The sequence below is a fragment of the Blautia sp. MCC269 genome, assembly GCF_018785655.1.
Lineage (GTDB): Bacteria > Bacillota > Clostridia > Lachnospirales > Lachnospiraceae > Blautia_A.
Map to the genome: position 1 here is coordinate 26,297 of NZ_WQQE01000008.1, position 24,767 is coordinate 51,063.

The following is a 24,767-nucleotide window of genomic DNA, read 5'->3' on the forward strand; positions in this document are numbered from 1 at the left end:
TTTCAAAATATTTATATTATTATCTGATATTTCAAATAAAAAAAGTATATATTCCAAGACATCATTTCAGGAAATGCAACAGCCATTGCCATTTCCTCCGGCATTCTCAGATCATATACTTTTTATATTTCTATATTTTTGCTTTCTTTTATGCCCAGCGGCTCTTCTGTTCTTCGCAGATACTGTTCCACTGGCAGTTTCCACAGATTTCCTTACGTTTATCCATCGCAAGGATTTTTTCCTGTACTTTTTTTGTAAATTCGCTGAAGTGCAATGTCTGTCCGGCCTTCAGTCCACATTTTTCCAGCACGGCATTGTCATACTCTGCCACTTTATCTCCGGCTTCGCAATGTCCGCCCAGATTATTCGGACAGGCAGAGCAGATCTCATCCGTATCCACATGAAGCCTTATTTTCTTTCCCTCCAGAAAAATCTTCAGCATCTCGGACATATGTGCAGTAAAACCGTTACTGTAGCCTTCCCCCTTAAAATACGCCAGGCACATACCATGATGAGGGCGCAGAGGAATGATTATTTCCTCTGTGCCCTCATCAGAAGCATATGCCGCAGCAATGCTTTTATCTTGCATATTTACGTACCTTTCCTGATAAAACATAAGCCAGTGCGATCTTGATAAGATCCGGAATGATAAACGGGAATACGCACCAGCCAAGAACTGCCATCAGACCTACCGGACCTGTGCTTCTTGTGTAAGCAAACATAAACCATGCGGTTCCAAATGCATAGCATACGATCAGTCCAATGATCATGGAAATGATCTGAACAACCGGCTTTCTGCCAAAAACACTTTCAATGGCCCACATAACAAGTGCGGAAAAGATAAATCCGATAATATATCCACCTGCATTTCCAAGAAGAGATCCGATTCCTCCGGAAAATCCCGCAAATACCGGAACGCCTACAGCTCCAAGAAGAACGTAAACCAGAACTGCCAGAGTTCCCCTTTTTCCTCCAAGTACACCTACTGCCATAAATACACCAAATGTCTGCAAAGTAAATGGTACCTGTGCCGGAATGGAAATCCATGAGCAAACTGCCATCACTACTGCAAAAACCGCGATATAAACAAGATCGTAAGTCTTGCTTCTGGTTGCTGCCGCTGTTGTCATAATAACCTAAGTCCTCTCTTTCCTTTTCTGCTTTCCCTGCCGGAAAATCGTCTTACATCTTTTCCTAATGATTTCCGTCTTTTGCTGTTAATAATTTAACACAGCGCGTTTAGATTGTCAACCAATTTCTTCTCTTACAGTTTACGTTTTTTCTGCTTTCAAAATTTCTTCTCCGATGTTATACTGAAAGTAATGATTTTTCAGCCTAAAAAGGGGGATTTTTCCATATGGATATACATGATATACACAACATCAGCACAACCTGCACCCGGACGGAATTCGTGGGAACTGCAGTCCTTGACACCATCGGACTTGTGATTTCCGGAGTTGACGATTCCCTTCTTCAGCAGATGAATGTCGGCACAAAATACCACTGTCTCGGACTTTTCAGTTCCCGAACAGGTGCTGCCGGACAGATCACAGCCATTGATGATGCAGTAAAAGCAACCAATACGGAAGTTCTTTCCATTGAACTTCCACGAGACACAAAAGGCTGGGGCGGACATGGAAACTACATTGTACTTGGTGGAAATGACGTATCCGATGTACGCCACGCCATTTCACTGGCTTTGGAACTGACCAACAAAAATGCCGGTGAAGTTTACATCAGCGAATCCGGACATCTGGAATTTGCTTTTTCTGCCAGCGCAGGCCCTGCAATCCATAAAGCTTTCGGCACACCACTTGGTGAAGCATTCGGATTCATGGCAGGTTCCCCCGCCGCAATCGGACTTGTTATGGCTGACAATGCCGTAAAATCCGCTGCTGTTTCCATTACTAAATACATGACCCCGGATATCGGCACCAGCCATTCCAACGAGGTAATCATTGCCATCTCCGGTGACGCCAGTGCAGTAAAAGCAGCCGTACTGGAAGGCCGTCAGACAGGACTTGAACTTCTTATCGGCATGGGAACCTATCCGGAGATTCCTGGTACCCCATATTTATAGAAAATTTTTGTAACCCTGTTACCGCAAAAAACAGCGCCACAGAAAATCGTAACACGATTCTGCGGTGCTGTCTTCATCTTATATATTTTCTCCCCCTGTCAGAATCAGCCTACCTGATATACATCCGCAGACTGAAGTCCGAAACTTAATGCCTCCTCATGGCTTCCACAATAAATATCTACATGTCCGTAAGGAGTTCCAAGATCCTCTACTGTATATACATTACCATTGATCAGAAGTTTGGTTCCAAAAGGTACTCCTGCCATTGCAACTGTACGTCCTGCTGTCGGAACCGTACCACTGGCTGTAAGATTACCTGCTGTACCACAACACTGTGCACAGTTACAATATGCAGTCAGTGTAAAGTTTCCAAGGTAAGTTCCCTGACTGGAAGAACCGGAATCTGAAGATGTATCGGTTGTATCTGAAGATGTATCTTCGGATGATGTGTCCTCAGAACTCTCATCAGAATAATCTGAAGAACTTCCAGACTGTACATCGTCTTCCTCATCTTCTTCCTCTACAACAACCTCAGAACTTGTAGAGCTGCTGGAAGATTCTGTAGTATCCTCATCCGGGTCATATCCGTAATCGTAATCATCCGCTGCTGTATCCTCAGAACCGGAACTGCTGTCTGCATCGCTCTCTTCTGTATCCTGTGCGGCTTCCGCCTCAGCTGCTGCTTCTGCCTCTGCCTGTCTCTTCGCCTCTGCTGCAGCTTCCGCCTGTCTTTTCTCTTCGGCTGCTTTCTCAGCTTCTGCCTGCTGTACCAGAGCAGTAATACTGCTGTCCGCATTGCTGATATCCGCCATCAGCTGCTGGGCTTCTTCCTGGCTGGCACTGATCTGACTCACATAAGAGTTGATATCGCTGCTTGTACTTGCGGCCATGGACTGCACTTCCTGCTGTTTGGACGCACGCTCTGTCATCAGATTATCAATCTCTGCTGATTCTGTCTCTACCTTCTGTTCATTTTCCTGAATATTTTTCTGAAGGCTTATGTATTTATCCAGCATATTTCTGTCGTATGTGGAAATCTGGATCGCATTCTCTGCGCGGTTCAGAAATTCTGCCAGGCTCTCGGAGGAAAGCAATGTTTCCAATGCGGAAGTTCCGGCATTCTCATACATATATGCAATTCGAAGCTTCATGGATTCGTACTGATCTGCAGAAGCTTTTTTTGCTTTTGTAAGTTCGGTTTTTACTCTATTTAATTCTTCTTCCTTCTCGGCAGCCTGAATGCTCAGTTCTGCAATACTGTTGGTAAGATCCTCATACTGTGCGTTTAAATCGGCCAGATAGCTCTCCAGCTCCTGCTTCTTGCTCTCCAGACTTCCGATGCTGCTCTGTACCTGCGCCAGACCCTCTTGAGCGGCCTGTTTCTGCGCCTGTGCATCTGCAATGGCAGCTTCTGTGCTGGATGCATATACAGTGCTTCCCATGGAAAGGGTGAGCATACCTGTCAGCAGTAATGTGAAAACTTTTCTATTCTTCATATAAACACCTTTCGTCCTTTCATGGGTTATAGTATAACACATTTTTCATAAAAAGCAACAATTTTATTTTATTTCTGTAACAAATACGTAATAATTACAATTTCTCTGCAACAAAAGCCCACCAAAAAAGCTGCTGCTTTACAGATTTTCCATGTAAAACAACAGCTTTTTATTTACCTTATCTTATGCAGTCTCAATTCCCAAGTCGTCAGCTATGCGGATCTTTCTCCGCTGTCATTGCCATACACCCTTTGGCTGTATTTACTCTGCAGCCTCCATAAGAACCTCATTTTCAGCTTCCTCAGCCATTACTTCCTGATACTTGTCCAGGATAATGGTCTGAATCCGCTCTCTTGTTGCGGAGTTAATGGGATGTGCGATATCGCGATATTCTCCGTCACTTGCCTTGCGGCTCGGCATTGCGATAAACAGACCTTTCTCTCCTTCGATTACCTTAATGTCATGTACCACAAACTCGTCATCTATAGTGACAGACACAACGGCCTTCATTTTCCCTTCTTTTGCTACCTTTCTCACACGTACATCTGTAATATTCATTGTTACTTGCCCCTTTCATTTCGCTAAACGTATCTGCGGGAATTTCTGCATTTACAATACGTAGCGCTCGTTTTTCTCCACGACGATTTTCACTTCTCCTTCTTCGCCGCAGTAATATGAATTCGCCCGGATGGTATCCCGGCTCTCAACAATGCAATTCTCAATATGTGTATTATCTCCAAGGTATACATCATTGAGAATTACAGAGTTTTTGATTACACAGTTATTGCCTACAAATACATCACGGAACAAAACAGAATTCTCTACGGTTCCGTTGATAATACATCCACTGGATATCAGGCTGTTCTTTACAGCTGCACCAGGATTATATTTTGCCGGTGGCACGTCTGCAATTTTGGTCTTGATTGCAGGTTCCTGTTTAAAGAAATAATTACGGATCTCTGGTTTCAGGAAATCCATATTTGTCTGATAATAAGCCTCTGCAGTAGAGATGTTATTCCAGTAGGTATCGATCTTATATCCATAAATTCTCTTCAGATTCTTATATCGGATGAGAATATCATTTACAAAATCATGTCTTCCCTCCTGGGCCGCACGCTCGATCAGCTCAATCAGCTGTCTTCTGCGGATGACATAGATACCTGTAGACACAGTGTTATAAGAAGAAACAATCGGTTTCTCCTCAAATTCCTCAATCCGGCAGTCTTCATTCATACGAAGAACACCAAATCTCTCAACCTGGCTCTGATCCTGGCATGTGGTACATACAACGGTAACGTCTGCACGTTTCGCAATATGATACTCCAGAACTTTATTGTAATCCAGCTTGTAGATTCCATCGCCGGAAGCAATTACAACATACGGTTCATGGCTGTTCTTAAGGAAAGTCAGATTCTGATAAATCGCATCAGCAGTTCCCTGATACCATAAACTGTTGTCTCTGGTAATGGTTGGCGTAAAAACATAAAGCCCTCCCTGCTTTCTTCCGAAATCCCACCATTTGGATGAGCTTAAATGCTCATTGAGGGAACGGGCATTATACTGTGTCAGCACAGCAACCTTCTGGATATGTGAATTCGCCATGTTACTGAGGGCAAAATCGATTGCACGGTAGCTTCCTGCAATAGGCATCGCCGCAATCGCTCTTTTGTTTGATAATTCTCTCATACGGTTATTGTTACCGCCTGCCAAAATAATACCTATCGCTCTCATTCTTTCCCACCGTCCTTTGCTGCAATTACCTGGCCAGCTGCCAGCTCTCCGTCAGGGTAGTCTTCTTTCGTTGTAACGCCTGAGATGGCGGTATTCTTACCGATCTTAACATTGTCCGGAATCACGCTGTTTTCTCCGATTGCCGCAAGGCCGAAGGAATATACGGCAGGTTTCAGAACATTAGGTGCTTCCTCACCACATCCGATTACAACGTTATTTCCCACAACAACATCCTCTGCCACAATGGCTTTATCCATAACAACATTCTCACCAACAGATGTGTTCTTCATGATGATAGAATCACGGATCACACTGCCCTTGCCAATAACAACATTCGGACCGATTACTGAATTATGTACTTCACCGTAGATTTCGGTTCCCTCACCAATGATACATTTGTCCACAACCGCATCTTCGGAAATATACTGCGGAGGAATCACATCACCCTTGGTGTAAATTCTCCAGAATTCTTCATAGAGATTAAACTCCGGAATGATATCGATCAGCTCCATATTTGCTTCCCAGTAAGAACCCAGTGTTCCGACATCTTTCCAGTAACCATTGTACTCATAGGCAAAAAGGCGCTGTCCCTTCTCCTTGCAGTACGGAAGAATATGTTTACCGAAATCACATCCGTTCTGATCTTTCAGCGCAATCAACGCTTCCTTCAGAACCGGCCATGAGAAAATATAAATACCCATAGAAGCAAGATTGCTGCTTGGATGTTCCGGTTTCTCCTCAAATTCAGTGATACGGTTACTCTCATCAGTGACCATAATACCAAAACGGCTGGCTTCCTCGATCGGAACAGGCATACATGCAATGGTAATATCTGCCTTGTTCACCTTGTGGAAATCCAGCATCACTTCGTAATCCATCTTATAAATATGGTCACCGGAAAGAATCAGTACATAATCCGGGTTATACTGTTCCATATAAGCCAGGTTCTGATAAATCGCATTTGCAGTTCCTGTGTACCATTCGCTGCTTGTGCTCTTCTCATATGGCGGAAGAACTGTAACACCGCCTTCATTACGGTCCAGATCCCACGGAATACCAATCCCAATATGTGTATTCAGGCGAAGCGGCTGATACTGTGTCAGCACACCCACCGTATCAATTCCCGAGTTAATACAATTGCTCAGTGGAAAATCGATAATACGATATTTACCACCAAAAGCGACTGCCGGCTTTGCAACCTTTTCTGTCAAAACTCCTAACCTGCTACCTTGCCCACCGGCCAAGAGCATGGCAATCATCTCTTTCTTAATCATGCGATCACCTCTTGTATGTTATGATTATTTAATTATAACATACTTTACTGTATTAGTGAACATTTTTTACAATTATTTTGATTGCGTTTTACTTTTTTTATCGCTATTGTATACTATAAATTGGTAAGACTTGTCATTCTTTTCATTCTTCTGGTAAATTTCAACATTTTTCAACAATATTTTCTAGTTACTTTTACACTCCGTAGAAAACCATTTTTTATCCAAAAGTACCACTTTTCAATTGTTTCTGTTGGCGTTATAATAAAACAGACTAAAGAACCCCGAAAATAACATATATAAGGAGATTATTATGTATCAGATAGACTTTCATAAACCACTCCATATTCATTTTATCGGCATCGGCGGCATCAGCATGAGCGGCCTCGCAGAGATCCTTCTGGAAGAAGATTTTAAGATCTCCGGTTCCGATGCCAAGGCCAGTCCGCTGACCCGTACCCTGGAAGAGCGCGGTGCCGTAATCTACTACGGACAGCGTGCAGCCAACATCAAAGATGATGTGGACGTGGTTGTTTATACAGCAGCAATCCATCCGGACAACCCGGAATTCGCCTGTGCAAAAGAAAAAGGGCTTCCAATGCTCACACGTGCGGAACTTCTCGGTCAGATCATGCGTAACTACGATACACCGATCGCAATTTCCGGTACCCACGGAAAAACCACCACAACTTCCATGGTTTCCCACATCCTTCTTGAGGGCGAATGTGATCCTACCATCAGTGTAGGAGGAATCCTTCCTGCTATCCACGGAAATATCCGCGTCGGAAATTCTGAAACTTTTGTTACAGAGGCATGCGAGTATACCAACAGCTTCTTAAGCTTCTTCCCGAAAATCAGTGTCATCCTGAACATGGATGCGGACCATCTGGATTTCTTCAAGGATATTGACGATATCCGCCATTCCTTCCGGAAGTTTGCAGAACTTCTTCCTGCTGACGGCACCCTGATCATCAATGCTGACACACCGGAATATGAAACTATTACCCGTGATCTTCCATGTCATGTTCTTACTTACGGTCTTGAGCATGACGCAGATTATACAGCTGCAGATATCACCTGGGATAAATACGGACATCCTTCCTTCTCTGTTCTTTTCCAGGGCAAAAAAATCGGCAGCTATTACCTTCGTGTACCGGGCATCCACAATGTCTCCAACGCATTGGCCGCCATTGCCGTAGGACGCCTTCTGGATCTTCCGGATGATGTGATTGTCAAAGGCCTCGGAAGCTTTACAGGCACAGACCGCCGTTTCCAGTACAAGGGAGAAATCGGCGGCGTTACCATCATTGATGATTACGCACATCATCCAACAGAAATCGAAGCTACCCTTCACGCGGCGAAGAATTATCCGCATCAGAAAGTATGGTGTGTATTCCAGCCTCATACCTACACACGTACCAAGGCTCTTCTTCCTGAATTTGCAAAAGCCCTGACTCTGGCTGACCATGTTGTGCTGGCTGATATTTATGCCGCACGTGAAACAGACGATCTTGGTATTTCTTCCCAGGATCTCCAGAAACAGATCCAGGAACTTGGAACCCCCTGCGAATATTTCCCGACTTTTGATGAAATCGAGAGCTTCCTCTTAAAAAGTTGTGCACATGGTGATCTGTTGATAACTATGGGCGCCGGAGACGTTGTAAATATTGGAGAACACCTCCTCGGAAAATAGTTATCCACATTATCCACATGCTTATGCACATTCCAGACGTGCCTGGCATGTGGATTTTTTTGTGTATAACCCACTTGACATAATTCAACAGCCAATTTCAACAAATACCGCATTTTTCTTATAAAATCGAGGTTTTTGCAAGTTGCTGATAATGTTATCCTCAAAGTTTTCCACATTATCCACATTTTCCACATGTGGATTGATGCACACCCCCTGTGAAAATAAACTATTCTCAACTAAAAGTGGTTGTGCTATAATCCTGTTTAGCAAAAGCGGGCTTTTGCACCGCTTAAAGAAAAAGATAAAGAAAGGGAGCTGCTGATCATGAGTCTGGTTTCGCTTCAGAATTCCTCCGAACAGGAGGTGACGATTCTTTCCAATCGTTTTATTGACAATTTTATGCCGCGTGCCAACGGAGAGTTCGTGAAGGTATATATCTATCTTCTGCGGATGGTATCTGCCGCTCCTTCTTCTTTCAGTCTGGAGCGTATGGCTGACTGCCTCTTCTGCACTGAAAGAGATATCTCCCGTGCACTGAAATACTGGGAATCTGAGAAACTAGTTTCACTGACCTATACAGCCAACCAGCAGCTTTCCGGAATTACTCTTCTGGAACCATTTGCGGACGCCGGTCATATGGAGAGCAGCGCTTCCATGGAAGCAGGTACAACTGCTGCTCAGACAACACCTGCTGCCGTTTCCGGTAATACAGATACCACCATTCCGGAATCTTCTGATTATATCCGCAGCCTTACTCCGGACCGGATTAAGGAGCTGAAACAGAAAGAAGAGATCAGCCAGCTTCTCTACATCGCCGAGCAGTACCTTGCCAAGACACTGACTCCTACGGAAATGCAGAAGATTCTTTTCTTCTATGATGAACTGCACATGTCCGCGGATCTGATTGAATATCTTGTGGAATACTGTGTTTCCAGAGGCCGCAAGAGTATGCGTTATATTGAAACTGTTGCCCTCGCCTGGGCGAAAGACGGCGTCACCACCGTTGAAATGGCCCGCGATGCCAGCTCCCGTTTTTCAAAAGATTATTATACCATTCTGAAAGCAATGGGAATCAGCGGCCGTAATCCGGTTGATAACGAAATCACTTATATTGATACCTGGCGCAAGACTTACGGTTTTGACCTGGACCTGATCCAGGAAGCCTGCAGCCGGACAGTTCTCGCTACCGGACAGCCAAGTTTCCAGTATGCAGATAAAATACTCTCGGGCTGGAAAAAGAAAAATGTACATACGTTGGAGGATATCCGTATTCTGGACGCCGAACACAAGAAACGTCAGCTTGAGAAATCTGTTGCCCCCAAAAAGCAGCAAGCCACACAGCCCCAGAATAATAACCGTTTCAACAATTTCCACCAGCGTGATTATGATTTTGCAGAATACGAAAAACGTCTTTTAAACAACCAGTAACAGAAACTGGAAGGAGCTTTTTATGCCTTTACAGAATTTTCAGTATGATACTATAATGAGAGAATACAGCCGCCGTCAGGCACAGAACCACCGGATTCTGGAAGAACATACTGCCGAGGCTTACGGAAAAATCCCCCGTCTGAAAGAAATTGACGATGAGGTGGCAACCTTAAGCGCAGCCAAAGTACGGCGTCTCCTAAACAAGGAAGAGAAGGGCACTGCTGATCTGAGAGCTGCCATTCAGGAACTTTCCGATGAGCGTATCACTCTTCTTGTTGCCAACGGCTTCCCCGGAGATTATCTGGAAATGCCTTATACCTGTCCTGCCTGTCAGGACACCGGCTACATTGGCAGCAAAAAATGCACCTGTTTTAAAAAAGCTGAGATCGAACTGCTCTATGCACAGTCCAATCTGAACGAAATTCTGGAAAAAGAAAATTTTGACAGCTTTTCATTTGACTATTATTCTGCTACAATAAAAAACGAAGCCACGGGACTGTCTGCACTGGAAACAGCCAGACGGGCCTACGATACTGCACAGCGCTTTGTGCAGGACTTCGACCATAAATTTGAAAACCTGTTTTTGTATGGCGATACCGGTGTGGGAAAAACATTTCTTTCACACTGCATCGCACGGGAGCTTCTCAGATCCACCCACTGTGTCCTGTACTTTTCAGCCTACGATCTTTTTGATATGATGGCTGCGAATTCTTTTTCCAGAAAAGATACCGGCACTGATGAGGAACTGATCTATGACTGTGATCTTCTGATCATTGATGACCTGGGAACGGAACTTACCAACAGTTTCGTATCCTCACAGCTTTTTCTCTGTCTCAATGAACGGATCATGCGTAGAAAATCTACGATCATTTCCACGAATCTGACGCTCAAGAATTTCTCGGATACCTATTCCGAGAGAACCTTTTCCCGTATTGCCAGCAATTATCAGATGATATCGCTGATCGGGAAAGACATCCGTATACAGAAAATATTTTTAGGAGGAAATTAAAATGGCACAGGTAACTACAAAAGATTTTTCCACACTCCCGGTAGGAAGACTTGGACTGATTCCCCTTCAGAGCTGCAGCTCATTAGGTGCGAAAGTGAACGACTGGCTGGTTAAATGGCGTGCCGAAAGACAGTATCCTGGAATGGATTCCTTCGCATTCGAGGGATACAAGCGTGACTCTTACATCATCGATGCCAAGACTCCACGTTTCGGTTCCGGCGAGGGTAAATGTACCATCAATGAATCTGTCCGTGGCGATGATATTTACGTCATGGTAGACGTAACTAACTACAGTTTATCCTATCCGATCGGACCTTACACAAATCTTATGTCCCCGGATGATCACTTCCAGGATATGAAGCGTGTTATCGCTGCTGTAGGCGGAAAGGCCCGCAGAGTCAACGTAATCATGCCATATCTCTATGAGAGCCGCCAGGACAAACGTGTCGGAAGAGAGTCTCTTGACTGTGCCAATGCACTTCATGAGCTGATCGACATGGGTGTTGAGAATATCATCACCTTTGACGCACATGATTCCCGTGTACAGAACGCAACTCCTCTTCACGGCTTTGAGACTGTACAGCCATCTTACCAGTTTATCAAGGCTCTTCTTAAAAATGAAGAAGGACTCCACATTGACAAAGATCATTTCATGACCATCAGCCCGGACGAGGGAAGCATGAGCCGTGCAATCTATCTCGCCAACGTTCTTGGTGTTGATATGGGTATGTACTACAAACGTCTGGATTACTCAAGATATGTAAATGGCCGTCATCCGATTGCTGCATATGAGTTCCTCGGACCGAAGATTGAAGGCAAGGATATGATCCTGATCGATGATATGATTTCTTCCGGTGATACAATCCTGAAAATCGCTTCTCTCCTGAAAGAGAAAGGAGCAGGCAAGGTTTATATCTGCTCTACATTCGGTTTCTTCACAGACGGGCTTGAGAAATTTGACGATGCTTACAAGAAAGGCTACTTCGACAAACTCCTTACTACCAACCTGGTTTACCAGGCACCGGAGCTTCTTGAGAAGCCATACTACATCAGCTGTGATATGAGCAAGTACATCGCACTGATTATTGATACTTTGAATCATGATACTTCTGTCAGCCACCTTCTGAATCCGGTAGACAGAATCAAACGCTGTGTAACAAACTACATGAGCCAGTATGAGAAATAAATAATCCCAAAAAAGAAACAGCGGTTACGCTTTCTGTAATCAGTATCCTGATTGTCAGAAAGTGTAACCGCTGTTTTTTATTCATCCTCACAGAAAAAGTTTCTGATATGGAATTCCTTCTTTATCCAGAATTTCCATTTCTCTCTTGTGGCAGGTGCTTATAATCACCTGTCTGTTTTCTTTATGAAGCCACCGGAGAGCTGCCGCAAGCCGGTCTTCGTCATACATTCCAAATACATCATCCAGGATTACAGGAAACGGTTCTTCTTTACAAAAAAGCTCTCCTGCCGCCATACGGAGTGCAAAATAAATCTGCTCCAGAGTCCCCCGGCTCAGTCGTTCAATGGAAACGGTTCTGTCACCGGTATTCACAGACATGTGAAGTTCCTCATCCATCAGAACTTCCCGGTATTTTCCACCGGTAATCTCACTTAAAATTTCTGAGGTACGGCGTTTCAGGCGGATTCCTACCTGATCGGTGATGTTTCCTGAAAGTGCTTCAATCGTATCCATAGCCATATTCAGTGCCTGGATTTCCATTTCTTCCGGAGTTAATACCTCTGTATTTTCCTCACATTCCTGAAGTTCTGACTGAAGATTGGAAAGTGCCGTATATTTTTCTTCATAGTCACTGTCCAGGCTGTTGCGGTTCCAGGTCAGTTCATCATGTCTGGAAAGCCAGCGCTCTCTCTGACGTTCTCTTTTATTCAGTTCCCGGCTCAGCCGTACATGGAAAAACAAAGCTGCCACTGTAACTCCCGCTGTTGCCACACCGGCAAGGAGACTTAAAATAATCTGTCCGGAAAAAGCTGCCAGGCAGCCGGTTCCGGCAATACCGCACAGAAAAACAACCGCCAGGAATGCCCCGTTGAGCTCCCGTCTTCTTTTCACACGGTCAATTCGAAGTTCCAGAAGATCTTCCGTGCTTTTATCCCGGGTTCCCATATTCATGCCATTCTGCTGCTGTGTAATTCTGTCCCGCTTTTCATCCAGTTCTCTGATTTCCCGACGGATATATTCCATATTTGCGGAAATTTTTTCCTTTTCTTTTTCCAGGTCTTTTTTTCTGCGTGCAGATTCTGTCAGATATCCTTTTCTGGACATTTTCAGCATCTGCATGGCACGTCCCATATCCACGGAACTGTCGCCGGTTCCCTGATAGCTTGCCATGTAGTTCTGCAGTTCGCGGACGAGATCTTTTCCGGTAACGCTTTTCAGCTGCGCCACGGAAACCGTGTTATCATAAACTGCCTCACTCACATTTCCGAGAATCGTACCTAGAGCTCCCTGTTCCGCATCCACAAGACTTCCATCATCCTCGCAGAGAAGCTCCCCCAGTTTTTTTTCTTTGTAAAAATTTCTGGTAAGACGATAATTCTTTCCCTTACTTGTAAACCAAAGAATTCCGCCATATTCCGCCGGATTTTCCCAGGGTTCATATTTCGTATATGTATCATTCTGAGAGGCTTTTCCACGAAGTCTGCGAACCCCGTAAAACATGGAACGGATAAAGGTATGTGTTGTTGTTTTCCCGCTCTCATTCTCTCCGTAAAGTACATTGATCCCCGGAGAAAGTTCCATATCCTTATCCCGTATTTTACCGAAATTTTTTATTTTCAAACGTCTGATAACCATCTTCCACTATCCTCCTGCGCTTTCTGGTTATCGCCTGCTGCTTGTCTCAAGCAGTGCCTGAAGTCCATAATACAGTGCCTTTTTTTCCACAGTATCCATCCTTCCCTTGGCAAGAAAATAACCGATATAATCGCCAATCAGCGTACCGCTGTACCGTTTATAAAGATCTTCCAGATCATAGGCAGGCCAGGATTCATCTACCACCTCTGTGATATTTCCCAGACTTTTCAGTTTTTCCGGAATCAGAAGAATATCCGGCGACCGCATTCCCTGAAGGATAATCCGGTAGATATTCCTGCCGCCTCTGCGGAAAATCTGAGATTTCACAGCTTCTTCCAAGGAAATCTGCGTTGTTTCTTCATGAAGAGGCATCACCAGTTGCTGATAGGAACGGCAGGCAAACGGAACAAATTCCGTGCGGATTCTCCCATCCACCAGACGTCCTTCCATATAGCCATGTTCTCCGGTATCATTCCTGTCGATGGGCTCCAGCGCACCTGAAAAAGCGGCCTGGTCACGAATCAGAATCTGTGGTTTATGGATATGTCCCAGTGCCACATAATCGAATCCTGCCGCAGCCAGGGAAGCCGCACTTAACGGAATGTGTTTCTCATCTCCGCCATGGGCAAGAAGAATATGAATTCCCTCTTCCTGAATCGGCACAGCTTTATCATAAAGCCCTTCTTTGATTTCTCTGTCATAATAACTGAGTCCGTACACATAAACATCCAGCCTTGGATCTTTGACACAGGTCAGTTCTCTGCTTTTGAAAAAAGTCACATTGGAATTCCACTCAAATGTATTGTAAAAAGAATCCCTGCTGATAAAATCATGGTTTCCCGCCATCAGATACACTCTGGTGTCCGGAATGGTGGAAAACAGATAATTCACTTCCTTAAGCTCTCTCATAAGCGGCTGGCGGTGGAACAGATCTCCGGATATAAATAGCAAATCCACCGGATCTTCGCGGATGCCCGCAATAACCCGGCGGAAAGTGCTCCAGATTTCTTCCTCCCGCTCTTTGCTCCATGGGCAGCCCCTGTCAGGAACAGCGCCCAGATGCACGTCTGCAAGATGAATAAATCTCATAATAGTGTCTCCCTTGTGTATTCCTTACACGCAATCATTAAAGATCGCAGTTCTTTACAGTTCTCGGGAACGGAATCACATCACGGATGTTACCCATACCTGTGAGATACATAACGCATCTCTCAAATCCAAGGCCAAATCCGGAATGACGGGTAGAACCGTATTTACGAAGATCCAGATAGAAGTCATAATCTTCCGGTTTCAGTCCAAGCTCGTCCATACGTGCTTTCAGTTTACCGTAATCATCCTCTCTCTGGCTTCCTCCGATGATTTCTCCGATTCCCGGTACAAGGCAGTCCATAGCTGCAACTGTCTTGCCATCCTCATTCAGCTTCATATAGAATGCTTTGATTTCCTTTGGATAATCAGTAACAAATACCGGTCTCTTGTAAATCTGTTCTGTCAGATAGCGCTCATGCTCTGTCTGAAGATCGCATCCCCAGAATACCTTATAGTCAAATTTGTCATTGTTTTTCTCAAGAATCTCAACAGCCTCTGTGTAAGTTACATGTGCAAACTCAGAATTAAGCACATGGTTCAGTCTGTCAAGAAGTCCCTTATCTATGAAAGAATTGAAGAAATTCATCTCTTCCGGTGCGTTCTCAAGGACATAACGGATCACATATTTCAGCATAGCTTCCGCAAGCTCCATATCATCCTGAAGATCTGCAAATGCACACTCCGGCTCGATCATCCAGAACTCAGCTGCATGACGGGTTGTGTTGGAATTCTCTGCACGGAAAGTCGGTCCGAATGTGTAGATGTTACGGAATGCCTGTGCATAAGTCTCACCATTCAGCTGGCCGCTTACAGTAAGGTTGGTCTCTTTTCCAAAGAAATCCTGTGAATAATCTACCTTTCCATCTTCTGTCATCGGCATGTTCGCAGGATCAAGTGTTGTTACCTGGAACATCTCTCCGGCACCTTCACAGTCACTTCCTGTGATCAGCGGTGTATGCACATAAACAAAGCCTCTCTCCTGGAAAAATTTATGGATGGCATATGCACAGAGAGAACGTACACGGAATACAGCCTGGAAAGTGTTGGTTCTCGGTCTTAAATGGGTCATAGTTCTTAAATATTCAAGGCTGTGACGCTTCTTCTGCAGCGGATAATCCGGTGCGGAAGTTCCCTCTACGGATACCTCTGTTGCCTGGATCTCGAATGGCTGCTTCGCCTGCGGGGTAGCTACCAGTGTACCTTTTACAATGATGGCTGCTCCAACATTCAGTTTGGAAACTTCTGCAAAATTCTCCATATTGTCATGATATACAATCTGAAGAGTCTCAAAAAAACTTCCATCATGAAGTACGATAAAGCCAAAAGCCTTGGAATCACGAACGCTTCGTACCCAGCCGCCTACGGTGATCTCTTTATCGAGATACTGTTCACGGTTTCTGTAAATTTCTTTCACTGTTGTCAGTTTCATAATCTATACCTCATTCCTCATATTCAGGATTACACGTCCCTGCGGACTTCCAAATGTCCGTATCGAATTAAGTATAGACTATTCTTATGGTTCGTGCAAGGAGTAATTCTCACAGGGATAAAAAATCCCGCATACCGGACAGATTCCGGTATGCGGGATCAGCTTTGCTGTCAAACCGTTAATAATAGAATGAATCAATGCTTCCTGTATTCAGATAAATCACGCAGTAATAATAGATTCTCTTGAATGTTTTGGTTGTATAATGAAGTCCGTCGTCACTGACACTGTCTTCCCCATTATAAGAAGCGTTGGTTCCGTATCCGGTTTTCATCAGTACACTGTAGGTATCAATATACTTGTAATTTGCAGAAAGTCCCGAGCGGATCTTGCTGTTAAACTCTCTGACCTGTGCCTCTGTTCGGCTTCCTTTTCCTGCTTTCGTAATCATGGTACTGTTAAGCGGATTTACAGACATGTAAAACAGTTTACAGTTTTTATTTTTCAGTGTAGATGCAATATTGGTCATATAGCTTACATAATTGCTTGCATTCGCCATATCATTTACACCAAGATTAAAGACTACCGCCACCGGAAGAGATCCTTCGGCTTTCTCAACCTCTTTAAGCAATTTTGCATAGCCTTCACTCTGGAACCAGCTCAGGCCCTGGCCTGCACTTGCCACAAAGGAAACTCCACTGGACGATGAACTGCCGATCTGCTTATTCAGTGTTGCATACATTCCAACTGTACGGGAATCTCCTACAAAAATCACTTTGCTGTATTTCATTCCGACAGCCGGGCGTGCCATCTCATCTGCTGTAATATCTCTCTCTTTAGAGCGGTTAAATACTGTAGCATACAGGCCGGTGTTTTTGCTGACTTTCAAAAGTTCGCCTGCTTCATAATCCGGAGCTGCCGCTGAGCCGGAGCGTTTAGTCTTCGACCATCCCATAAACGTATATCCTGATGCATTGGATGCGGAAGGAAGCTTCAGGTATCCGCCTTTTCCAAGCGTTACCGTCTTCCATACGGTTCCGTTTGCCTTGCAGAGATTTACACTGACTGACTGCATCTGCACTGCATAGTATTTGATGTTGCCTGCTATCTTGATCTTTGTTCCTGCTTTTTTTGCGGTGGAAGACTTGCCATTCTTGGTTGTGGACCATCCCAGGTTTACATAACCAGTTCTGGACGGTACGGAAGGCAATGTATAATAAGTGCCCTCTTCCACACTCTTGGTAAGTTTCTTGTAGGCAGCATTGGTGCTTCCGTTTCCGAGATAAAAACTTACTGTATAGTACTTGCTCTTTCTGCGAACCGCATACAGTGTCATATCTTTTTTGACTTTTACACTTGCGCCGGCCTTATATACAACCTTGGTGCTTCCTTTCTGTGTGGTCCAGCCAAGGTTCTGATAACCGACTGCTTTCGGAACGGACGGAAGCTTAATCGTTGTGTTCAGTGTGACATTCCGTGTCAATGATGTATAGGTTTTGCTTTTACTGGTACCGGAATTGTTATTAAACTTCACAGTATAAACAAGTTTACTTGCTGATACCTTCTGCGAAGCAGCTGGCATAAGAATCAGTGCCATCGCAGCAAGTGCCAGTACAAGCCATTTTATTCGAAAGGCTTTTCCGGTTCTCTGTGTTTTTTTCATATAAATAAACTCCTCCTGAAATACATACCCATCACCGGTGCGCCTCCGTATACTACAGAGTGTTGATAAATCTCATAAATGCCTCTCTGCCCTCTGGTGTGCATTTATAAACACCGGCATCCTCCAGCACGTGAACAAATACATTGCCCACTTCTTTGCGGAGAACTTCCTGAATATTATCTTTGTCAAGTTTCTCATATTTCGGCAGAAATTCTGCAACCCATGCGGCATGTTTCTCAATCTTCTCGTTGGAAGCAATATCTTTGCCGCTTAAAATATACTCTTCCAGAAGTTCCAGTTCCTCTTTCAGGCGAGCCGGAAGAACTGCCAGTCCCATAACCTCAATGAGACCGATATTTTCTTTCTTGATGTGATGATACTGTGCATGAGGATGATAAACACCAAGGGGATTCTCGTCTGTTGTAATGTTGTTTCGAAGTGTCAGATCCAGTTCAAAAGTATCTCCCACTTTACGTGCAATTGGTGTAATCGTATTGTGAGGCTCCCCATCTGTCTCTGCAAAAACAAATGCCGCTTCATCTGTATAACCTCTCCAGTTCGCCAGCACATGTGTTGCCAGATCAATCAGTCGTTTCTCATCTTTACTGCGAATACGTAAAACAGAAAGCGGCCACTTAACAATACCGGCTTCCACATCTTCATATCCCGGAATCGTCACATGTTTCTCAATCTCAGCCTTCGCCATGGCAAACGTATAATGTCCGCCCTGGAAGTGATCATGGCTCAGGATAGAACCACCAACAATCGGAAGATCTGCATTGGAACCAAGGAAATAATGCGGGAACAGCTTCACAAAATCAAACAGCTTGATAAATGTATTTCTCTCAATCTTCATCGGAGTATGTTTGCTGTTAAATACGATGCAATGTTCATTGTAGTAAACATATGGGGAATACTGGAAGCCCCATGGACTGTCATTAATCGTAATTGGAATAATTCTGTGATTCTCTCTCGCCGGATGGTTCACCCTTCCTGCATATCCTTCATTCTCCGGACAAAGCAGGCATTTCGGATAACTGCTGGACTTCACCAGTTTGGCAGCTGCAATTGCCTTTGGATCTTTTTCCGGTTTGGACAGATTGATGGTGATATCGATCTTACCATATTTGCTGTCTACTGTCCACTTCTGATCTTTTTTCACACGGTAACGTCTGATGTAGTTGCTGTCCTGGCTCAGTTTATAAAAGAAATCCGTAGCTTTTTCCGGATCTTCTTTATAAGCATCCCAGAACTCTTTCTGCACCTGCGCCGGACGTGGCATCAGACAGTTCATAAGTTTTGTATCAAAGAGATCTCTGTATACGACACTGTCCTCAATAATGCCCCTCTTTACAGCTTCATCAAGAAGCTCATTCAGAGTTTCCTCAAGGTCAATTTTAGCATATTCTGTCTCCGGTTCTGTATATTCGCTTTCACCGAAGGCATCCAGAAGAAGATTTGTTGCATAGATTCTTTCACATTCCGGTGTAATACCACTCTCCACTCCATATTGCACCAGTTTTTTGATACTTTCACTTAACATTGCATTTTCCCCTTTCCTGTCGCGCTTTTTCCGGAAAACGGGTGTATGTTTCACCACGTTTTCCGATTTATGCCAAACGGGATTTCCCGTATGCCATTCTGCTGTAACCCCAGGGCCTCTGTCCGGCCATTTTTTATATTACTCGGTAATATTTTCTATATAAGTAAGAAATACATTTCCCGCACTTTCAAACAGTGCTGTACTGTCATTCAGTCCATATGGCGCTGTCTGTCCTGTAGACGGATCATAAAGATACGTATTGTATTCATCATACCCTACAATCACCACACTGGAATTTTCTCCTGTTTTGGCAATTACAGGTCTCTGGGCACTTACCTCATAAAGAACACTGTCAAGACTGCAGCCAGTCAGGTCAATCACGGTTCCGGCATCTCCCAGGCCATCCTGAAGCTCTTTCTTTTTCCAGTTGGCTGTACGTATGATTTCCGGTACATCCTCTATATTCAGCTGCATCTTTGTCTTCTTATTTCCACGTTCCCATACGTACTGCTGGGCACGGTTAAGAACAACTCCTGTCTGGTCATCTGCACGTTTTACAGCAGCCGCAGGATCTGTATAGATCCGGTCAAGCGTACCATATGCATAGACATAGTAGAGTTCTCCCTGTGGAACTGTAGTGTCCAGTGTTACCGGTGAATCCTCTGTACTTTCAATTTTTGAATAAACAAGCAGCGGATTATCGGTTTCCGGTTTCTGATTCATGGTCAAACGAATCATGGTTCCGGCACGGTTTGTAGTAATCAGAGCTACATCCACCTGACTTCCGGATGCTTTTTTGTTATTCATGATATTATCTTTTTTCTGAACAGCATAGGCATTTCCGGATTTGGCAGAAAGCTCAAACTCCATCATGGTACTGCCGACAGTTACATTTGTGATATAAAGTCCGTCCTGATGGTATTCTTTCTTTACCTTGCCTTTAAAACTTTCAATGCGGAAAGTACTGAGACCTTCTGTCTCATGTCCGTTGGCATCGGTAAGGATGTCCGCATCCGAAAGAATTCCATATACAAGATCTTCATTCATAAATCCCAGAACCCGCAGTTTCTGCCCATTCTCCGGGGAAAGATCTCTTGTTTTCAGTGAATCAAATTCAATCTCCCTGATTTTCCCCTGGTCATCTCCGGAGGTAATCAGCCATGCGGCATGTGCCTTGGTATCGGAAACCACAAAATGATTCTGTTTGATACCTTCTTCCAGAACCTCTGAAGTTCCCGTCTCAATATCTACCTGATAAAGTTTCTGGGCAAAAAGCAGAAACAGCTGATTATTTTTGTTTACATAAGTAAGCGTACCAAGATCTTCTTTCAGAAACTCGTAAGATTCCGTGCTTGGTATGAAAACTTTTTCTTCTACCACATTCCGGTCGCTGTTGTAATGATAGACACAGACACCGCTGTATCCTTCATGAACACCGCGGTTCATATAACCATATAATACAAAATCCACATCTCCATTATCAGCCACACGAATGATCTTGATATCGTGCTCGTTTCGCACATATCGCGAATCATTCTCTTCATCCTTGCGGAAACTGAAGATTCTTGTAATCTTACCACTTGACGGTGCATAAGACCAGAGATCTCCATCCTGTTCAAAAACAGCAATTTTTCCATCGCCGTTTACTGCATAGGTGACATTTTTGTCCCGGATTCCAAGAAGAAGGCCTGCATCCGAAACAACTGTCTGAGATGGATCAAAAACTTTTGTTGCAGACCGTTTGAAATCAAGAAGCATGATTCTTGTTTCTGTGTAACGCATACGGTAAAATTCCGTAACATCATAAATTTCGGTTTTATCCTCATCATTCTGTGCGGAAATCTGATAATTCAGTGTAATACTTGCGGTCGTCTCATTGATATCATCAATCAGCGGAACGCCTTCCATATAAAGTTTTGGGGAAAGTGAACCCCAGCTGATGTTGGACAGTCCTGAGTTAATCGTAATATTATTAAAATTCGTTCCACTGGATGTATCTTCCGCTTCCAGGTAACCGGCCAGGGTATCTGCCTGTTCCTTATCAAGACATTTAACAGAAAAATCTTTTACAAACTGAAGATACTCCTCTGTGTTCAACTGCGTTCTGGAAACCACCCTGGTATAGTAATAAACTTCTCCCTCATTGGTATCCAGTGTAATCTGCATGGAATATTCCTGGTTCATGCGAAGATCGCTTCCTATTTCGATCTCCGTACTCAGATATCCATTTTCTTCTTTTGTAAGATTCTTGATCTTACGGTTCTCCATAACCTTGCTTCCATCTGAAGTCCGTACTTCATAAGCAAGTCCTGTTACTGTATCTGAATATGGATTGATTTCAAAAGTCACCTTTTTGGTTGTATCCAACGGTGTAATACTGCCACGCATAAAATCTGTCTGCATCTGCTGCTTATAGCCATACATTTTATTCGCCTGCGTGCTTCCAATTTTTACCATTACTTCCGGAAGCGTGGCATCATTCATATCAGAACGGTTATCCGTAGACTGACTGTTCATCAGAAGTGACGTACCTGCCACAACTGCCACAAAAATCACCAGCAGTATTGCTCCCTTGCGTAGGATTTTTTTCATGTCACTCTCCCTTCTGTGAGGCTGACTCATCCGGATAGAGGAGCCTGTCCAGTGTAGGATTCACGTGAAGAGCTTTCATGGAGTCCGCAAAACTGTCCCTGCTCTTTTTCTTTCCGGTTTTTACTGCACGGATCAGAATGTTCTTCGGTGTGTGTTCCATATCAATAAATTCAAGCAGCTGCGTATCATATCCCTTACTTTCCAGCAATTCGGCACGCAGACCGTCTGTAATCAGTGCCGCCATACGCTCTTTCAGAATCCCATATCGCATAATCGGCTGTAAAGTTTCATTTCTGATCTGACGGTTCAGTTCATGCTGGCAGCACGGAACCGAGAGAATTACCTGTGCCCCCCATTCCACCGCCTTCGCAAGGGCAAAATCTGTAGCTGTGTCGCAGGCATGAAGCGTCACCACCATATCTACAGAAGAAACGCCCTCATATCCGGCGATATCTCCCTGATAAAAATGCAGCTTGTCGTAACCGTAAGATCTGGCAAGTTCACTGCAGTGACGGATCACATCTTCTTTCAGATCCAGACCTATGACATTTACATCGAATCCCTCCAGCTCCCGCAGATAGTAGTACATCGCAAATGTCAGATAGGACTTTCCGCATCCAAAATCCAGAATCGTAATCTCTCTGTCTTTTGGAAGTTTCGGAAGAATATCCCGGATAAACTCCAGAAAACGGTTAATCTGTCTAAACTTATCATATCGGGAAGCAACAATTTTCCCGTCTTTTGTCATCACACCCAGGTCTACCAGAAACGGGGCTGCCGTTCCCTCCTTGAGAATATACTGTTTTACCCGGTTGTGGGGCGCAATCTTTACCTTCTCATTCTGTGTGGTTTCATGATGTTTGGTTTTGATGGTTGCCTTTCCTTTTTTGCTGATAAGAATGCTTCCATCCTGACTGCGTCCGGTTGCCTGAAGCTGTCGGAATTCCTCCATGGCATGTTCCAGATAATCAATCATCTCTTCTCTTGAATAATTCTTATGATAAACCTTCGGCCCCTCAGTCATGGACGCCTGGTAAAAAATCTTTCCTTTCAGCTCCACAGGACGAAGCTTCACCTTGGAAGGTCCCTCGCCGGTCCTGCGGCCGCTGACAACAGCCTGAATCAGCTGTTCATTAATCTGTTCTTCTAAAAATTCCCTTATTGTTTTCATCATACTTCCATTATATTCATTTTTTGTTTTATTGTATATGGACAGATGTTGGACGAACCTGTCATTGATTCTGTCCTCATCCAGGGGTAAGCGTATTTTCAACGTGGAAAATACGACCTGCATCTCCGTCTTCTGCATCTTCTTCTGGAAATCTCCTGATATACCAGTACTTCAATCAGATCATCCAGAAAACCTCCCGGCATTTCCTGTGCACTGGTATCTGCTGCCATTTCCTCTTTTATCTGGCTGCATATATGATAAAGCATGAAACGATCCGGATATTCATCATAAAGACGGCTGCCTTCATAATCCAGAAGCTGACACTGTGCTTCCGCCTTCTCCTGAATCTTTCTGGCTGTATCCGGATAGTAGGATCTCATCAGATCAAATTCTCTCTCCTGCTCCCGCTCTTCATTATAAAAAACAGGATTCCCCTGTGCAGCATAAAACGGATAAAAATCTCGATAAAGCATAACAGTCCTTATGTCCTCTCTCTGCTATCTCTTCCAGTATATGCAGCAGAAATACGACGGTTCCCGTTCTGCCTGTAAAGCGGATATCCCTATTATGCCATCTGTTTCAGCATTCCCTGTGTCAGGCGGACACTATGCTCAATGGCAAGTTTCTCAAATGCAGGATAATCCATATTTGCACTGTTGTCTGCCTTATCGGAAATTGCACGGATAATCAGAAACGGTACCCCGTTAAGGGCTGCTGCCTGTCCAATTGCCGCACCCTCCATCTCAACTGCATATGCACCAAATTCTTTTACAATGGCATCCTTCACGCCCTGATCACATACAAACTGGTCTCCGGAAGCAATTCTTCCCTCAAAAACCTGAATTTCCGGATTTACTTCCTCACATACATTGTGAGCAATTTTACGCAGGCACTCATCTGCCTGGAAGGAAAATTCCTTCATCTGCGGAATCTGTCCCTTCGGATATCCAAATCCTGTTGCATCCATATCATGATGAAGAACATCTGTGGAAAGTACGATATCTCCGATGTTGATATCATTATTCAGACTGCCTGCAATACCGGTATTGATTACAGCCTCTACCTGAAAAAGATCCACCAGAATCTGGGTACACATTCCCGCGTTTACCTTACCGATTCCGGACTGTACTACTACTACTTTCTTTCCTTCCAGAATTCCTTCATAGAAATCCATGCCAGCTCTTGTTGTAATGGAAACATTCTCCATAACTTCTTTCAGTCTTGCAACTTCCTGCTCCATTGCACCTATAATTCCAACACATTTCATGATCTGTAAATCCTCTCTTTCAATATAGTATCCCTCTGAGTTTCTGTTTTTTTCTGCCCAGAAGTGCTTTTTCTTTTTCTACAACGTTCATTATAACAAATTTTATTTTTTATGGAAACTTTTTTTGAGAGATGATATAATCGGAAGATACAGAAAGTCACTGCTCACTTTGTGAACAGCAAATAAATATAAGGAGGTACCATTCATGGTTTATAAGACAAAAGGTGTCTGTGCTCAGGGAATTGAGTTCGAGATCGACGATAATAAGAAAGTTCACAACATCAAATTCACAGGTGGATGTTCCGGAAATACTCAGGGCGTTGCCCATCTTGCAGAAGGAATGGATGCAGATGAAGTAATCAGCCGTCTGGAAGGAATACGCTGTGGATTCAAGCCTACTTCATGTCCGGATCAGCTGGCAAAAGCTATCCGTCAGGCACTGAACGAAGGCTGATCTGCCAATCAGAGATTCTGTTAAATCATCACC

General features: G+C 44.0%; 21 protein-coding genes. 6 read left to right on the forward strand and 15 right to left on the reverse strand.

Annotation, left to right across the window (positions count from 1 at the left end; genetic code table 11):
• Positions 1-148: 148 nt before the first annotated feature.
• Positions 149-589, reverse strand: coding sequence for a DUF1284 domain-containing protein (locus tag GPK88_RS02130; protein WP_173762341.1), 441 nt, complete (start codon positions 587-589; stop codon positions 149-151).
• Positions 579-1,130, reverse strand: coding sequence for a biotin transporter BioY (locus GPK88_RS02135; RefSeq protein WP_148445884.1), 552 nt, complete (start codon positions 1,128-1,130; stop codon positions 579-581). The genes GPK88_RS02130 and GPK88_RS02135 overlap by 11 nt, the downstream gene beginning before the upstream one ends.
• A gap of 227 nt (positions 1,131-1,357) precedes the next feature.
• Between GPK88_RS02135 and pduB the strand changes: the two genes are divergently transcribed.
• Positions 1,358-2,080: a microcompartment protein PduB gene (gene pduB, locus GPK88_RS02140; RefSeq protein WP_021977988.1), complete on the forward strand. Its 723-nt coding sequence runs from the start codon at positions 1,358-1,360 to the stop codon at positions 2,078-2,080.
• 104 nt (positions 2,081-2,184) lie between these two features.
• On the opposite strand, the gene GPK88_RS02145 is transcribed toward pduB, so the two are convergent.
• The 4 genes from GPK88_RS02145 to GPK88_RS02160 form a co-directional block, all read right to left on the reverse strand.
• Complete coding sequence (locus tag GPK88_RS02145; protein WP_173762342.1) at positions 2,185-3,576, reverse strand: PcsB-like coiled-coil domain-containing protein; 1,392 nt, start codon at positions 3,574-3,576, stop codon at positions 2,185-2,187.
• A 261-nt stretch (positions 3,577-3,837) separates the two neighbouring features.
• On the reverse strand, positions 3,838-4,134 hold the full coding sequence (gene spoVG, locus GPK88_RS02150; RefSeq protein ID WP_148445888.1) for a septation regulator SpoVG: 297 nt from the start codon (positions 4,132-4,134) through the stop codon (positions 3,838-3,840).
• A 51-nt stretch (positions 4,135-4,185) separates the two neighbouring features.
• On the reverse strand, positions 4,186-5,307 hold the full coding sequence (gene glgD / locus GPK88_RS02155; protein ID WP_148445890.1) for a glucose-1-phosphate adenylyltransferase subunit GlgD: 1,122 nt from the start codon (positions 5,305-5,307) through the stop codon (positions 4,186-4,188).
• Entirely contained in the window at positions 5,304-6,581 is a 1,278-nt protein-coding gene (locus GPK88_RS02160; RefSeq protein ID WP_173762343.1) for a glucose-1-phosphate adenylyltransferase, read from the reverse strand. Before GPK88_RS02160 ends, glgD begins: the two co-directional genes overlap by 4 nt.
• A gap of 310 nt (positions 6,582-6,891) precedes the next feature.
• Between GPK88_RS02160 and murC the strand changes: the two genes are divergently transcribed.
• The 4 genes from murC to prs all read left to right on the forward strand — a co-directional run bounded on the left by murC (position 6,892) and on the right by prs (position 11,894).
• Complete coding sequence (murC, locus tag GPK88_RS02165; protein ID WP_173762344.1) at positions 6,892-8,271, forward strand: UDP-N-acetylmuramate--L-alanine ligase; 1,380 nt, start codon at positions 6,892-6,894, stop codon at positions 8,269-8,271.
• 324 nt (positions 8,272-8,595) lie between these two features.
• Complete coding sequence (locus GPK88_RS02170; protein WP_173762345.1) at positions 8,596-9,699, forward strand: DnaD domain protein; 1,104 nt, start codon at positions 8,596-8,598, stop codon at positions 9,697-9,699.
• 22 nt (positions 9,700-9,721) lie between these two features.
• Positions 9,722-10,708 carry an ATP-binding protein gene (locus GPK88_RS02175; RefSeq protein WP_173762346.1) on the forward strand — a complete coding sequence of 329 codons (987 nt, stop codon included), beginning with the start codon at positions 9,722-9,724 and terminating at the stop codon, positions 10,706-10,708.
• A gap of 1 nt (position 10,709) precedes the next feature.
• Positions 10,710-11,894: a ribose-phosphate pyrophosphokinase gene (gene prs, locus GPK88_RS02180; RefSeq protein ID WP_148445899.1), complete on the forward strand. Its 1,185-nt coding sequence runs from the start codon at positions 10,710-10,712 to the stop codon at positions 11,892-11,894.
• An 87-nt stretch (positions 11,895-11,981) separates the two neighbouring features.
• Here prs and GPK88_RS02185 read toward each other — a convergent pair whose 3' ends face one another.
• The 9 genes from GPK88_RS02185 to GPK88_RS02225 form a co-directional block, all read right to left on the reverse strand.
• A complete protein-coding gene (locus GPK88_RS02185; RefSeq protein ID WP_215707501.1) occupies positions 11,982-13,529 on the reverse strand; it encodes an ATP-binding protein in 1,548 nt (515 codons plus the stop codon).
• Positions 13,530-13,556: 27 nt separating this feature from the next.
• A complete protein-coding gene (locus GPK88_RS02190) occupies positions 13,557-14,618 on the reverse strand; it encodes a metallophosphoesterase family protein (protein ID WP_173762348.1) in 1,062 nt (353 codons plus the stop codon).
• 37 nt (positions 14,619-14,655) lie between these two features.
• A complete protein-coding gene (gene asnS, locus GPK88_RS02195) occupies positions 14,656-16,047 on the reverse strand; it encodes an asparagine--tRNA ligase (RefSeq protein WP_173762349.1) in 1,392 nt (463 codons plus the stop codon).
• Positions 16,048-16,225: 178 nt separating this feature from the next.
• Complete coding sequence (locus GPK88_RS02200) at positions 16,226-17,707, reverse strand: InlB B-repeat-containing protein (RefSeq protein ID WP_215707502.1); 1,482 nt, start codon at positions 17,705-17,707, stop codon at positions 16,226-16,228.
• A gap of 52 nt (positions 17,708-17,759) precedes the next feature.
• Positions 17,760-19,250 carry a UDP-glucose--hexose-1-phosphate uridylyltransferase gene (gene galT / locus GPK88_RS02205; protein WP_173762351.1) on the reverse strand — a complete coding sequence of 497 codons (1,491 nt, stop codon included), beginning with the start codon at positions 19,248-19,250 and terminating at the stop codon, positions 17,760-17,762.
• Positions 19,251-19,388: 138 nt separating this feature from the next.
• Positions 19,389-21,842 (reverse strand): hypothetical protein, encoded by a 2,454-nt coding sequence (locus GPK88_RS02210; protein WP_148445910.1) that lies wholly within the window; start codon positions 21,840-21,842, stop codon positions 19,389-19,391.
• Between the two features lies 1 nt (position 21,843).
• Entirely contained in the window at positions 21,844-23,013 is a 1,170-nt protein-coding gene (locus tag GPK88_RS02215) for a class I SAM-dependent methyltransferase (RefSeq protein WP_173771631.1), read from the reverse strand.
• Positions 23,014-23,111: 98 nt separating this feature from the next.
• Positions 23,112-23,486 (reverse strand): hypothetical protein, encoded by a 375-nt coding sequence (locus GPK88_RS02220; RefSeq protein WP_148445912.1) that lies wholly within the window; start codon positions 23,484-23,486, stop codon positions 23,112-23,114.
• A 92-nt stretch (positions 23,487-23,578) separates the two neighbouring features.
• On the reverse strand, positions 23,579-24,280 hold the full coding sequence (locus tag GPK88_RS02225) for a 5'-methylthioadenosine/adenosylhomocysteine nucleosidase (protein WP_148445914.1): 702 nt from the start codon (positions 24,278-24,280) through the stop codon (positions 23,579-23,581).
• 205 nt (positions 24,281-24,485) lie between these two features.
• On the opposite strand from GPK88_RS02225, the gene GPK88_RS02230 reads away from it, so the two are divergent.
• A complete protein-coding gene (locus tag GPK88_RS02230; protein WP_173762352.1) occupies positions 24,486-24,734 on the forward strand; it encodes a TIGR03905 family TSCPD domain-containing protein in 249 nt (82 codons plus the stop codon).
• The last annotated feature ends 33 nt before the right edge of the window (positions 24,735-24,767 follow it).